This is a genomic window from Arthrobacter crystallopoietes BAB-32, from assembly GCF_000328305.2.
GTDB classification, from domain to species: Bacteria; Actinomycetota; Actinomycetes; order Actinomycetales; family Micrococcaceae; genus Crystallibacter; species Crystallibacter crystallopoietes_A.
Genome location: NZ_ANPE02000070.1, coordinates 1 through 13,274, shown reverse-complemented (window position 1 = coordinate 13,274; position 13,274 = coordinate 1). Strand labels below are relative to the sequence as shown.

At 59.0% G+C, this 13,274-nt stretch carries 14 protein-coding genes and 3 pseudogenes; 3 read left to right on the top strand and 14 right to left on the bottom strand.

Annotation, left to right across the window (positions count from 1 at the left end; genetic code table 11):
• Nucleotides 1-110: 110 nt before the first annotated feature.
• Nucleotides 111-1,058, top strand: a complete 948-nt coding sequence (locus D477_RS03675) for a sugar-binding transcriptional regulator (protein ID WP_150109987.1) — start codon at nucleotides 111-113, stop codon at nucleotides 1,056-1,058.
• 62 nt (nucleotides 1,059-1,120) lie between these two features.
• On the opposite strand, the gene D477_RS22185 is transcribed toward D477_RS03675, so the two are convergent.
• From D477_RS22185 to dctP, 8 genes and pseudogenes are all read right to left on the bottom strand, one after another.
• A complete protein-coding gene (locus D477_RS22185) occupies nucleotides 1,121-1,300 on the bottom strand; it encodes a hypothetical protein (protein WP_150109986.1) in 180 nt (59 codons plus the stop codon).
• 23 nt (nucleotides 1,301-1,323) lie between these two features.
• Nucleotides 1,324-1,548: pseudogene (locus D477_RS03670) on the bottom strand (IS110 family transposase); the annotation flags it as partial.
• 33 nt (nucleotides 1,549-1,581) lie between these two features.
• On the bottom strand, nucleotides 1,582-2,301 hold the full coding sequence (locus D477_RS21655) for an IclR family transcriptional regulator (RefSeq protein ID WP_237740692.1): 720 nt from the start codon (nucleotides 2,299-2,301) through the stop codon (nucleotides 1,582-1,584).
• Nucleotides 2,302-2,306: 5 nt separating this feature from the next.
• Complete coding sequence (locus tag D477_RS03660; protein WP_005267402.1) at nucleotides 2,307-2,699, bottom strand: cupin domain-containing protein; 393 nt, start codon at nucleotides 2,697-2,699, stop codon at nucleotides 2,307-2,309.
• Nucleotides 2,692-3,885, bottom strand: a complete 1,194-nt coding sequence (locus D477_RS03655; protein WP_150109985.1) for a CaiB/BaiF CoA transferase family protein — start codon at nucleotides 3,883-3,885, stop codon at nucleotides 2,692-2,694. Before D477_RS03655 ends, D477_RS03660 begins: the two co-directional genes overlap by 8 nt.
• 13 nt (nucleotides 3,886-3,898) lie before the next feature.
• Nucleotides 3,899-5,059, bottom strand: a complete 1,161-nt coding sequence (locus D477_RS03650; protein WP_424579997.1) for a TRAP transporter large permease — start codon at nucleotides 5,057-5,059, stop codon at nucleotides 3,899-3,901.
• A 118-nt stretch (nucleotides 5,060-5,177) separates the two neighbouring features.
• The gene (locus D477_RS03645; RefSeq protein ID WP_081608462.1) at nucleotides 5,178-5,741 is read right to left on the bottom strand and encodes a TRAP transporter small permease; all 564 of its coding nucleotides are present in this window, start codon (nucleotides 5,739-5,741) and stop codon (nucleotides 5,178-5,180) included.
• On the bottom strand, nucleotides 5,731-6,741 hold the full coding sequence (gene dctP, locus D477_RS03640) for a TRAP transporter substrate-binding protein DctP (protein ID WP_190273515.1): 1,011 nt from the start codon (nucleotides 6,739-6,741) through the stop codon (nucleotides 5,731-5,733). Before dctP ends, D477_RS03645 begins: the two co-directional genes overlap by 11 nt.
• A gap of 201 nt (nucleotides 6,742-6,942) precedes the next feature.
• On the opposite strand from dctP, the gene D477_RS03635 reads away from it, so the two are divergent.
• Both D477_RS03635 and D477_RS03630 read left to right on the top strand, forming a co-directional pair.
• The gene (locus D477_RS03635) at nucleotides 6,943-7,494 is read left to right on the top strand and encodes a MaoC family dehydratase (protein WP_005267395.1); all 552 of its coding nucleotides are present in this window, start codon (nucleotides 6,943-6,945) and stop codon (nucleotides 7,492-7,494) included.
• Complete coding sequence (locus D477_RS03630) at nucleotides 7,491-8,354, top strand: HpcH/HpaI aldolase/citrate lyase family protein (RefSeq protein ID WP_005267394.1); 864 nt, start codon at nucleotides 7,491-7,493, stop codon at nucleotides 8,352-8,354. Before D477_RS03635 ends, D477_RS03630 begins: the two co-directional genes overlap by 4 nt.
• 441 nt (nucleotides 8,355-8,795) lie before the next feature.
• Here the strand turns inward: D477_RS03630 and aldA are convergent.
• The 6 genes and pseudogenes from aldA to D477_RS03605 all read right to left on the bottom strand — a co-directional run.
• A pseudogene (gene aldA, locus D477_RS03625) lies at nucleotides 8,796-10,064 on the bottom strand (aldehyde dehydrogenase); the annotation flags it as partial.
• A 12-nt stretch (nucleotides 10,065-10,076) separates the two neighbouring features.
• Nucleotides 10,077-10,232: an aldehyde dehydrogenase family protein gene (locus D477_RS22960; protein WP_202804071.1), complete on the bottom strand. Its 156-nt coding sequence runs from the start codon at nucleotides 10,230-10,232 to the stop codon at nucleotides 10,077-10,079.
• 154 nt (nucleotides 10,233-10,386) lie between these two features.
• A complete protein-coding gene (locus tag D477_RS03620; RefSeq protein ID WP_005267392.1) occupies nucleotides 10,387-11,151 on the bottom strand; it encodes an amino acid ABC transporter ATP-binding protein in 765 nt (254 codons plus the stop codon).
• Nucleotides 11,148-11,944, bottom strand: a pseudogene (locus D477_RS03615) (amino acid ABC transporter permease). The gene D477_RS03620 and the pseudogene D477_RS03615 overlap by 4 nt, the downstream one beginning before the upstream one ends.
• A gap of 72 nt (nucleotides 11,945-12,016) precedes the next feature.
• Nucleotides 12,017-12,829, bottom strand: a complete 813-nt coding sequence (locus D477_RS03610) for an ABC transporter substrate-binding protein (RefSeq protein WP_043845489.1) — start codon at nucleotides 12,827-12,829, stop codon at nucleotides 12,017-12,019.
• 40 nt (nucleotides 12,830-12,869) lie between these two features.
• A partial coding sequence (locus D477_RS03605) for an FAD-dependent oxidoreductase (protein ID WP_005267384.1) occupies nucleotides 12,870-13,274 on the bottom strand: 405 nt, incomplete at its 5' end.

Here is a 13,274-nt window from a genome sequence, read left to right as displayed (position 1 = left end):
GTTCGTCCACCAGGGCTGCGCCATGTGGTAAGCGTCACTCTACACGATTGCGCTCGTATGATGCGTGTCGTGCTCATATGAGCGAACAGAAATAGGTGTACATTGCTCCTGTGAGCATTCCTAACTTGGCGGCAACGCCCCCGCAGGAACTCATCCAGCTGGCTTATGTCAGCAAGCGATACTTCAAGGACGGGCGCACACGTGTCCAGATCGCTGAGGAGATGGGCCTGTCCCGGTTCAAGGTCGCCCGACTGATTCAGAAGGCGCTGGACACCGGTGTGGTGAAGATCCAGATTGAAGTTCCCGGACCCATCGACGTGGACCTGTCGCTGGAACTTCAGGAGAAGTTCCAGCTACGCACCGCCTTGGTGGTGGTCACTGCCGTCGACACGGACGAGCAGATCCGCTCCGCACTGGGCCAGGTCACCGCTGATCTGCTCAGTGAAACCGTAAGGGAGGACGAAGTCGTCGGCCTCTCTGCCGGGAGAACGCTGATCGAGATGTCCCAGCAGATCCATGCAGTGGCCCACTGCGATGTCGTGCAGCTCACCGGTGTTGCCGACCCATTGCGGGAACGCGGCATGATGGCGGTGAACAGGTTCAGCGCCCTCTCCGGGGGAGAGCTTTACAGCTTGCCTGCTCCTTTGGTGGCCACCGACGACGATGCGGCTGCTGTCATGCGCCGCCAACCAGCAATGCAACGCACCCTGAAGCGCATGAGTGCCGTGACCAAGGCTGTGGTCACCATCGGCTCCTGGCCGCACGGATCGTTGTTACATGACAGTCTCGTGCCCAGCGGCGAGGCTGCCGCGTTGATTGCCCAGGGTGTGGTCGCAGAAATCGGCACCACGTTGCTATCAGCCGGCGGGAAGATCATTGACACCTTGGACAACCGCACGATCGGGATGACCGCAGCAGAACTGCAGGCGGTTCCCGAGGTCATCGCAGTCGGGGGCGGCCAGCACAAGCTCTCGGCCGTCCGGGCGGTTCTCGCATCACAACTGCCTTCGACCTTGGTCACCGATGCGGCTACGGCGCGAGCACTGCTCCGGAGCTGATAGGTGGTGCCGCCTTGCCCCAGGACAAGCCGGTTCCCAAGCACGAGCGCCCTCCTGGTGGTCTAGTGGCCCGGGCCGGTCTTGGTGACCAGGATACCGTGGGTTCCTTCTCCGGCGGAGAGGCGTTGAAGTTCGTCTACGACGATGTCGAGCAGCCGTTCTGCTTCGTCGACCGTGATGGCCGTGCTATTCGCCGGGTTCAACCCGTCATATGCGCCGTTATCGGCGGTTAAGGAGCTCAATGCTGCTACTTGACCCCTGCAGCCGGAGACAGGCCGGCGTAGGAGGCGGCTAGGTGTCCGGCAGTAGCGAATTCCTTGCCGACGATTTCGGTGAGGACCCTTGCTTCGGTCCTGGTCCTGACCGGCGGGATCGAGCTCAGGACCGGGTGAAGAGGGTGGGCCTCGATCGGGGCGTGGATGATGTCGCGGGAGCCGCGCAGGTCCGCGAGCATGCCGGTCAGTTACGGCAGGACAACGGCGGCGGCGTTGCAGCTACGACACAGGCTTTGGAGCGCTCGAGGTTAGAGGGGCAAGGAACTCAAACCTTTCAGGACCAGCAGTTCGTGTGCCAAACCGGCCGCGTCCATTAGCCGGGGTTCGATACGGGCGCGTGGACCGCCTATCGACAGTGCCGCGACCATGCGCCCGGAGATTTCCACGCCAACGGCGACTGCAGCGACGTCGGTAACGGACTCTCCGATGTTTGTGGCGAAACCGTTCTCTAAAACATTGGCCACTTCGTTCACCGCTTCGGGACCAAGTTCGCGGTGGATGTCCGCGCTTGTCCACCCGCTCCCGAAGGCGCCGAAGGCCATGAAGATTTTTCCTGTGCTGGTCGGCCATGGGTGACGGCGTGTGTGGAGGCGCGGCGAATAGGTGATGGGATGGTCCGGCTGGAAGGAGCTTACGTAAGCGATGTCCCGGCCTACGGGAACTGAGAGGGTTACAGTCTCGGTGAGCCGGTCGCGGAGCTCCCGCATCACTGGCCGCACGATCTCGAGCAAAGACGTGCTGGAGGATGCAAGTAAGGTATGGGCGCCTACGCCGAGCACGTAGCCGCCGCTTCCATCTCGCTCCTCTAGATATCCTTCAGCAACGAGGCCGCGGACGAAGCCATGAACCGATGAACGGGGGGCATTCAGATCCTGACAAAGCTCCATCAGGGTTACTCCATCGCGCCGGCGTGCGACCGTCTCAAGTATTCGTATGACTCTACTGACCGTTCGATGTCCCTCGGTCATCGGCGTCACGCCAAAATATCGTCCGCGGCCAAAGCCGGGTGATAGACGTTGATGAGCGTGATTCCCTCGGGAGAGGTGACCTCCACCCTGTGACGGATGCCAGCCGGAATGTAGAGGGAGTCTCCTGCCGTTAGTTCTTCCGTATTGTCATCCAGTGTCACTCGACAGGAGCCCGAGAGCAGGTGGAGGAACTGCACGCTGCGGTTATGGAAGTGGGCTTCCGCTTCGCCGCCGAACTCGATGGCTCCATGGACAATGTTGAACTCTTCCTCCGTCACGGAACCGTCGAGCAGACGATGGTTAACGGTGCCGGTGTGGCGGGGAGGGGTATACGCTTCCAGCCGCTTCCAAGGAATGACTTGTGCGGCGCGTGCATTTTCTGGTGGCTGGTTAGACATAACTCTCCTTGACGGTTGATTCGTTTAGAATCTCGATGATCTCATCCCGGTCTTGATCAACCTTCCCGGCATACCGGACGGGTGCTAGGGGTGTCGCACTAAAGCCGATGTTGGGTGTGCTCCTCCAGACCTTCCCCTCTGAGGGATGATCGATCAGTTCGACGGTGTCCCGCGATCGCAGGTACGGGTCCGTCATCAGCGATTCGATGGTGTGGACCGGTTGGGCGGGAATCCCGATTGTGGTGCATTCGCGGACGATCTCCTCTATTGATTTCGTCGCCGCATAGTCTGCAATGATTCCTTGGACCGCTTCCGTATGTATGTTCCGGTCCCTGTTCGTGGGGAAAGGAACTGTCTGATCTGTGGTGGCGGCGACGCCGGCAAGATGCAGGAAGTCCCGCCAGTTCTGGTCCGTGTAGGGAAGGATGCAGATCCAGCCGTTCTGCGCGGGGTGTGGCTTCCTTGCTGGTGCCAGGGTCCGGTGCCAGCCGGCGGCGCCCAGCGCCGGTTCGAAAGTGTAGTCGTTGAGTTGTTCAATGAGATTGAAGTCGGCCATGACGTCCACCATCGGCACGTCTACCCACTGCCCTTGCCCTGTCCGGTCCCGGTGGTGCAAGGCGGCGAGGATCGAGTAGACGATCGTCAGGCCGCAGATCTTGTCGGCCATGACGTACGGGGCGTATCGCGGCACGCCGTCGGATTTCGCGTAGATATCGCAGGTGCCCGCGGCCGCCTGAACCGTGTCGTCGTAGGCAGGGACGTCTGCCAATTCGGAAAGGCTCGAGTAACCCTGGGCAGTACAAAGGATCGTCGTGTCATCTATCTCGCGAACCGACTCCCAGTCAAGGCCGAAGCCGGGCCGCCGCTTCGGCAGGTGGTTGGTGATGACGACGTCGCTGCGCACGATCAGCCTTCTCAGCTCTGCCCGTCCCGCCTCTGTCCGCAAGTTCACAGCGATGTTCAGCTTGCCGTCACCGAGCGCGAGGGCTGCTCCGGTCATGCTCTCGTGCCGCGCAGCTCCGGTGCGGCGGATGACATCTCCCTGGGGCGGCTCGACGCGGATGACTTGGGCTCCGAGTTTGGCCATGATCCGTCCGGCCATGGGCGCCATGACGACGCTGGAGACCTCCAGCACGGTCACTCCGGCCAACGGACCGCTTTGTTGCGTTTCGCTCTGAGATTTCATATCGAAGGACACCTCACATCAGTTCCGGAAGGAACAAGACCAATTGGGGGAAGAAGAACAGCAGCAGTCCGACCGCGAGAATCGCGAACACGAAGGGAATCGATCCGGCGAAGACTGTTTCCAGGGGCATCCGGGACGCTCTCGCCACGACGAAGACATTCAACCCCAACGGAGGGGTAATGAGGCCGACCTCGGCCAGAAGGATCACGACAATGCCGAACCAGATCGGGTCGAATCCGAGAGCCTCGACAACAGGTAGGGTGACCGGCACCGTCAGGGCGATGATGGCCAACTGGTCCATGAAGAAGCCGAGAACCAGGTACCCCAGCGCGATGACGCCGACAATGGCCAATGGAGGAATGGGTAGTCCCGAGATTCCCTCGACGATTCGTGGTGTGATGCCGCTCTCGACAATGAAGTGTCCGAAGACGTGTGCTGCGAGGACGATGGTCAGGATCATCACCGAGGATGAGACGGACTCAGAGAGTGCCTCTTTCATGTTCTGCCGCGTGAACTTGCCGCGAATGATCATCAGCAGCAGTCCGCCGAGCGCTCCGATGGCCGCTGCTTCGGTGGCCGTGGTAATACCGAGGAAAACCAGGCCTACCACTACGACGAACAGGACAAGGATCGGCAGCAGAGCTTTCAGGCTCCGCAATTTCTCGGACCATGTGCTCGATTCGCCCCGAGGGGCAGCGCCTTCTCTTGCCTTGATAATGATGGCAACGGCCACGATTAATGAAGCGGCCACCAGCAAGCCTGGGATGAAGCCGGCCACGAGGGTCGGGCCGACGCCCGTCTCTGCTGTGATCGCGTAAAAAACCAGAAGAACACTCGGCGGGATCATGGCGGCAAGTGTGCCGGCTGCTGCCACGACACCGGCACTCAACTTGCGGTCATAGCCCTGCTCAATCAGCTTGACGGTTGAGGTGTGCGCCAGGGTGGCAGCAGCCGCCGTGGACGAACCCGACACGGAGGCGAAGACGGCCCCGGCACCGACCGCGGCATGTGCGGTGCCTCCGGGGATCCGCCCGACGAGCACACGGGCGGACTCGAACAGCCCGTTCAATGCGCCACTATGCATGATGAACTGTGCCATCAGGATGAACAGCGGGATGGCAGCCAATGAGTTCTTGTTGACGGCGCTTTGCGGAATGGTCTGCAAGACCCCCACTGTCGCCTCGGGCCGAGGAGGAGCAGCAGTCCAAGAATGGCCGTGGACAGGATGGCAAAGGCGACCGGGACTCTCGCCAGGATCAAGGTGAGCATCAGAAGGGTGATGAGCAGGACGATCATGAATCGCTCCTTCGGCCAGAACCGGTGCGCACCGTGTCGATCAGGACCAGCATCAGCATCAGCCCAGCACCGATAGGCAGGAAACTGCGCCAAGTCCAGGTGTCCACGGGGATTTGTGACGACAACGGTGGGGGAGCGCTCCCGAGCATGAAATCCTCGACGGCGACCAGCGCACCGGCGTAGGCCAAGACGACCGCGCACACCACCAACAGAGTTCGGGCCACCCAGTCCAAGACCCTCTGTATTCCGTGCGGCAGCCGGTCGTAGACCAGTTCGGCGGACACATGGGCACCGACCGAATAAGCCCACGGCAACCCGAGGAACACCAGTCCCGGCAACAAAACCTTTTCGATCAGGGAGATGTTCCAACCGAGTGGTTCTCCCACGAAGTACCGCATGAGTACCTCAGCGACCATCACGAGCGTCATGGCCAAGAGTGCGGTGAAGGCGACGTACTGCGACGTCTTTGCCAGCCCGGCATATATCCGATCCAGGGTCCGGCGGGAGGGCAATGCCTCGGAAGGCGATTCTTTGCTCGTAGTGGGCGCTTCACTTTTCATGACGCTTCACCGCCTCTTCGTATGCGCTCAACACATTCGTGCCGGGCAAGTTGATTTTGTCTAAGCTGCGAGCCCATGTGACGCGCACGTCGGCCAGGATGGCATCCCAGGCCGCGGCGTCACTTCCCTCAATGCGGCTGAATGAAACCCCGGCGTCTGACATCTTCTTCCGGGCCGCCTCTCGCTCTTCGTTCAGCCCATCGCACAAGGATTGACTGGCGGCGGCACTGGCCAGGCGAACCGAGGCCTGCTGCTCCCGCGATAACGCGTCCCAGGTTTCCTCGGAGATGACATAGGGGATGCCCACTGAACCCAGATTTAACCCGTCGGTGCTGTAGCCGGTAACCTCTTCCAAGCTGTAGGACGCGACGCTAACGTAAGGCATGGGCGTCCCATCGATCGTGCCGCGGGTCATGGCCTCGTAAGTGTCGCCGGCCGACATGCTGACCGCCGTCGCTCCGATAGCCTCCATCGTCACGTCGAATGCCCCGCCTGAGGAGCGCATCACCAACCCGTCTACGTCATCGGGAGTAGTGACCTGAGTCGATGCGGTCATAACTTCGTAGCCGGGAATGATCGAGATCCATAAAGGGCGCAGCCCCTGAGGCCTGTATTCCGCCTCATACAGGATGCCCCCCTCTCCGAGCAGATCCATCATGGCGCCGGATGCAACGCAGGCGTCATCAGTCATGTTGGGCAGGTCAGAAACGCTGGACAGCGGAAACTGATCCTCCAGGTACGCCGCGCTGGCCGGACCGATGTCCAGCACCTCCGACTTGACGAGCGCGGCCAGGTCCTGGGCGCTTCCCATCTGGCCGGACGGGAAGTACGAGACATCAAAGCCGGCTGCCTCCATCTTCTCCAAAAATACGCTCACCCCATGTCGGGCGAACGGATGAGACGTCGAGTAGGAATCAGCCAAGCGGATGGAATCGTCTTTCTGTCCCGCTGCCGGAGAGATCGCGTCAGCTTCCGCAGCGCAGCCCGTGAGTGCCAGCATGCCCGCCAAGAGCACGCTGGCAACCGCAGCCCGAGAGCAAGTTCTTTTCGACGTCATCGTCGTGGACAACAAGTCCATAATAACCCTCTTCCGCATATGCGTCGTATGGTTCGTATATGCAACACTAGGGAACATGGCATTGTGATGTCAAACACGTCTGCGGTTCTGCCGCAGAGGAGGCTGAAGGAAGGACGCCCAAAAATGACCGACAGTTCACAGCAAAGTAGTGGCCGAATAGAGCAGCGGGGACTGTACCTTGACGAGTTCGAGGTAGGGGCTACGTACTACCACTCACCTGGTCGGACTATTTCCGAGGGTGACAACATCCTGTTCACAACCACCACGATGAATACGCAGTCCCTGCACTTGGACGCTCACTGGTCTTCGGCGCAGTCATTTGGCCAGCCTTTGGTCAACTCGATGATGACACTCTCCACGCTTGTAGGACTCTCGGTGGCGCAGCTGACCCAAGGGACAATTGTTGCCAACCTAGGGTTTGAAACCGTCGAGTTTCCGGCCCCGGTATATGTGGGGGACACTCTTTATGCTGAAACCTTCATCAAAGGCAAGCGCCGCTCGGCGACCCGTCCTGGACAAGGCATCGTCACGCTCGTTCACACAATGAGGAATCAAGCCGGCGCTATCGTGGCCCGGTGCACGCGCAATACCCTCGTATGGCATTCGACCAACGCACCGGCTTCCAACCGACCCACTGACGGACAAAACATCGATTCGCCGGAGCTGATCCCATGACCCCATCAAAGATGACCTTGGCTGGCCCGGCCATCTTGTTCTGCCCTGCCGATCGGCCTGACCGCTATGCCAAAGCTATGGAGCGGGCAGACTCGGTGATAGTCGACCTCGAGGACGCTGTCACGCCCGAGCAGAAACAGGCTGCCCGTGAGCACCTGCGCGCGTGGTGCGAGGATCCTAAAAACCACACGATGCTGACGGCAGATCCGGTGCGCTTCATCGTGCGTGTAAATTCACCCTCGAGTGAGTTCTTCGCTGACGACATGCAGATTCTGCAATCAGTTCCAGTGCAGATAGTAATGCTGCCGAAGACCGAGTCTCCGGAAGATGTCGACCGGCTTGTCGCGGAACTACCCGAAGTTGCTGTCGTCGCGCTCTGCGAGTCGGCCGCCGGTGTCGCCCGGTCGTTGGAGATTGCGCGTCACCCAGCCGTGGTGGCCATGATGTGGGGTGCCGAGGATCTCCTTGCCTCCATTGGCGGGTTCTCGTCCCGGCTGCCCGATGGGCGCTATCGGGACGTGGCCCGGGCGGCCCGAGCTACCGTTCTGTTGCATGCCTCTGCCAGCGGAAAAGCCAGCATCGACTCGATCAATACTGACTTTTCCGATACCAGCGGTCTCGCTGAAGAAGCCCGGGACGCTTCCGACAGCGGGTTCACTTTCAAAGCATGCATCCACCCGGCACAGTGCGGGATCATTCGGCAAGCATATGCACCCACTCCGGAGGAGGTGCGCTACGCTCGTGACTTGCTCGCCGCCGTCAACGAATCACGGGGGGCCGTGAACTTCCGCGGGACCATGGTCGATGACCCCCTTATCCGCCACGCCGAGAACTTGCTCCGCCGATCCGGAGCATCTTAGGAATCCCTCTGTGTCTATTAGGCCGACGCAGGGGTGCTGGCAGGCCTAAACTGCACCGCAACAGGCAATCCAGCGGTCCCCGACGAAGCGAGATGGGCAAGCGTCTGTCAGTCCGGCGAATTCGCAGTCAATGCGATTCGCTGGACTTGCCGCGTCATATGCGCCGTTATCGGCGTTTCTCAGTGCTTTAGGGTTTGCCTCCCCGGCTGCTTGTCTAGTCGGAATCTCGGTGGAGCTGCATGAAGTTACAGAGTGGTCTCCATGGTCACAGCGTGGCGGGCTTCCGCATGGCTATGGGAAGTTCTCGACTCTCTGAAGCGGAGGGTCCGTGATGCCCCTGGAACCTGAGGTTGTTCTACCTTCCACTGGCCGTCCTGCCGATTCAGCGGGACCTGAAGCTAGGGCCAGCGACTACGCTGGCTGTCCGTATGGCCTAGTCTGTCAGTGTCCTTGGATGTATACGACGTGAGTTTCTGTAAATTCCATCAGGCCGTGCTTGCCGTCAGCTCCACCGATACCGGAGTGTTTGCGTCCTGCATGAAAGCCTTGCATCGCTTCAAAGTTCTCTCGGTTGATATAGGTTTCACCGTACTGCAGCTCCTTAGCGGCACGGAGGGCTGCATTTATGTTTGTGGTGTAAATGGAGGAGGTCAGGCCGTAGTCGGAGTCGTTGGCCAGGGCGATCGCCTCATCCAGGTTATCGACGGCCTGCACCGGCAGCACTGGGCCGAACGTTTCCTCACGCATGATGTCCATATCTGAAGTTACGTCGGTGAGCAGAGTCGGTTCGTAGTGGAACCCTGTCGCTGTGTTGGCCTTCCTGCCCCCAGTTACAATCTTCGCGCCGTCCACTTCAGCTTTCTCGACTACCGAGGCAATGCGTTCCAGAGCCGATGCATTGATCAGTGGGCCCATATTAATTGAGTCATCTTCAGAGGGGTCACCGAAGCGGGTGGCCTCGAAGAGGGTCCGGAGCTTGGCTACCAGTTGGTCGTGGACGGGGCGCTCAACGTACACCTTTTCAGCGCAGTTGCAGACCTGGCCGGTGTTGATGACCCGGGACTGCCAAATGCTGTGGGCGGCGAGATCGAGGTCAGCATCGGCTAGCACAATGGCCGGGGCTTTGCCTCCCAACTCGAGGTTCACGCGGGTTAGATTCTGCCCTGCCGATTGCATGATGTGCTTCCCGACGGGGACGCTTCCGGTGAAGGTTATGAGATCCACATCGGGGTTTGAGATGAGTGCTTCTCCTGAGACTGCCCAAGAGCCGCCGATCAGGTTGAAAACTCCTACGGGTAGATCGGTGCGATCGACGAGTTTGGCGAATTCGAACGCGTTGATCGGAGTTTCTTCCGCAGGCTTGATGACGATCGTGTTGCCGGTGAGGAGTGCCGGCGCGAGTTTCCGGGCGATCAGAAAAAACGGGAAATTCCAGGGGAGGATGCCGGCGACAACCCCCAGGGGCTTATGGGTGAGGAAGATAGTTTCGTCCGGCCGGTCGCTCGGTAGGACCTCGCCTTCGATTCGTCGCGCCCATTCAGCCATGTAATCGATGTAGTCCGCTGTGAAGTCGACTTCGGTCTGTGCAAGATCGCGTGTTTTTCCTTGCTCTCGGACTATTATGTCGCGGAATCTTTCGCGCTCGTCCCGGACCGCGGCTGCTATCTGACGCAGATAGTCCGCCCGCCGGATTGCAGGAAGCTTTCCCCAGGATGGTTGTGCCTAGCGTGCTGCCGCGACAGCACGATCAACCTCTGCTGCGTCCGTTTCTGGCACCCGTGCAAGAAGATCGTTGGTGGCTGGATTCGTGACATCGAGGTAGTCGGTAGCTGTTGTCGTAAATTGTCCGTCGACGTAGTTGCTGTAGGTGGCAGTCATAGTTCTCCTTTGAATTGACCGGTTCAATGTATGGGTTGGACTTGAATTGATTTCGTTTTGCTGGCCCAGGTTCTCCGCTGACTCTGACAGGCAGGGACGCAACCGTTGAGGGCTATTCAGACCACGGAAGATGCTGGATGGCGTAGGGGTTCTGTCAGAGAACTTGAGACAGAAATTCCCGAAGTCGCTCGGATTTGGGGTCGTCAAATATCGCGTCAGGCGTTCCTGCCTCGACTACCCGGCCTCGGTCCATGAATACGACCTTGTCCGCTGCCTGGCGGGCGAATCCCATCTCATGGGTTACCACCACCATCGTCATGCCGTTTCGAGCGAGGGTGCTCATGAGGCCTAGCACGCCCTTAACGAGTTCGGGATCGAGTGCGCTCGTCGCTTCGTCGAACAGCATGACCTCGGGTCCCATGGCCAGAGCACGGGCAATGGCGACACGCTGTTGTTGACCACCGGAGAGGTTTGCTGGTCGGTAGCTGGCTCGATTGGCAAGCCCTACTTCAGTAAGCCGTGCCAGCGCGACGTCCTCTGCCTCTGCCTGGGACATCTTATTCACTTGGCGCAGCGGCAAGACTATGTTTTCAAGGACTGTCTTGTGCGGAAAGAGATTAAAGTGCTGAAAAACCATGCCGACGCGCCTACGCAGCTCGTCCGGATTAGCTTTGAGCATGTCTTCACCATCTAGGAAGACCTGACCGGAAGTCGGCTCCTCAAGGCGGTTGATGCAACGCAAGGCGGTCGATTTGCCTGAGCCGGACGGCCCTATTATGCATACGGTCTCTCCCCTCTCAACCGTCAAATCGATTCCGTGGAGGACTTGCAGGCTGCCAAAGGATTTAGTGATTCCTACGAGCTCCAGAGAACCAGCTTGAATGTTCGTCAGCGTTGGTGATATTTCTACGTCGGTCACTGTCGGCCCTTCTCTCCAGAGTTAGCGATAGGAGTGGTAACCAGCGGCGGTGCTGGGGTTTCGTCTGCGTCAGCGGGTTCCACCTGTAGTTTCTTACCGCGCCGAAGCCGTTCGTCGATGTAGTTCACGAGATGAGTCAGCGGGACTGTAATGATCAAGTAGAAGATGCCAGCGAGAACCAACGGTGAAAGATTTCCCGACGTAATCGCCGCGTCCTGACCGATACGGAAAAGCTCACGTTGAGTCATCAGTAGGCCCAGGAAGTATACGAGGGACGAATCCTTGACGATGGCGATGAATTGATTGACGAGGGACGGCAGGACACTGCGGACCCCCTGCGGGACGATAATTTTCAGCATGGACGATTGGTGAGTCATGCCCAGAGCCCGTGCCGCTTCGAGCTGGCCTTTGTGGATGCTTTGGATCCCAGCCCGAAAGATTTCACCGATATAGGCACTGGCAATCAGGCTTAGGGCGAGGATGCCCAGCGGGTATGGGTTTCCTCGCGTCCACACGTTGAAAATGGGAGCGAGCCCCTGCCCATGATCAGGATCGTGAGGATGGCCGGCAAACCCCGGAAGACGTCGGTATAGATGCGACTCAGGAGCCTGATGGTGCGGCTTCGACTGACGCCCATCAGGGCCAGAACCAAGCCGATTATTGTCCCGAAAAAAGTCGCCACTGCGGCGAGTATGAGCGTGTTCCAGACTCCGTAGGCCAGCATTTCGGGCAGCGTAGCCAACATTGCATCGACATCTAGGAAAGATGAAGCCAAATTGTTCAGAAAATCCATGTGCTCTCCTCAAATTGCACTAGGACCAGTTATAGAAGGGTGGATGCCGAGGGCCGGCATCCACCCGATGCACTACGACGCCGGCATGAACATTTCGTCAACAGGCTGGTCAGGAAAATAGCCCTTCTCAATTTCCAGCCAGGTGCCGTCGGCGATGATCTCCTTGAGTTCCTGGTTAATCGCCTCTTTGAGCTCGGAGTCGTTCTTGTTCACCGCGAACCCGACGGGAAACTCCGGAACCGGTACGTTGATGGCGACAGTCATGCCCTCGTTTGCCGCTGCGTAGTCTTCGGCCACGGGGAAGTCCAGGAAGTGGGCGTCGATCGTACCCGACTTCATAGCTGAAACTGCTGCGTTATTGTCAGGAAAACGAACCAGTTCGGCCCCCGTGAAATTTTTCTGGGCATAGGCATCCTGAATAGTTCCCTGAACGATGCCTAAACGCTTACCTGCAAGGGACTTCGGGTCCTCGCCAATGCCACTCTCGGGGTTGGCTAGTACAGATATGTAGCCGATGAAGTAGGTGTCACTGAAATCGACAACCTTGCGCCGTTCCTCCGTGTTGGAGATCGAAGCCGTTGCTACGTCCAGCTGTCCGTTTGCCACGGAAGGGAGCAAGGCCGAAAATTCCTGGTTGACGAATTCGACATCCAGATCAAGGCGCTTCGCGACTTCCCTGAGCATGTCGACGTCAAAGCCCTTTTGCTCCCCGCCTTCGATGTAAGCGTAGGGCTTCGCATCAGTCAAAGTCCCGACTCGCAGTTCGCCGGGGGAGATGGTGCCTAATGAATTCTCAGCGGACGCCTGAGCCGAACAACCCGATAGAGCAATAGCTGTCACGCCAGCAGCAGCAAAAAGTGCGGAGAACTTGCGAAAAGCCTTCATTGTTTTCCCTTTGGTTGTGATGGTCCTGAATTGATCGTGATTATGCCAATGCGTTGACGCGGTCCTTCGGATGCCAAGAATTGGCGGTGTCGAGTTCGCGGTTAGGGTCCATGAAAGAAATGTCGGTGAAGGGTTCTTCATCGATGGCTATCTGAGCTAGTAGCTCTCCGATAGCGGGTGCGTGCTTGAAACCGTGACCGCTGTCCCCCGCTCCGATGATTAGCCGGGGCTGTTCCGTTAGGCGGCCTACCAGGAATTGCCGATCCGGGGAGTTCGTCACCATGCAGGGGATGGCTTTGGCCGGCGTGCTCTCCAACCCCGGAAATGCCTTGCTTACGAGCTCCGACAGTTCCCCGTAATCTGCGACCGGATGAATGTATCGGTCAACATCGTCAGCATCCGCATCCGAGAAGTTGTAGCCGAGATCTTCCATGCCGATCTTGAC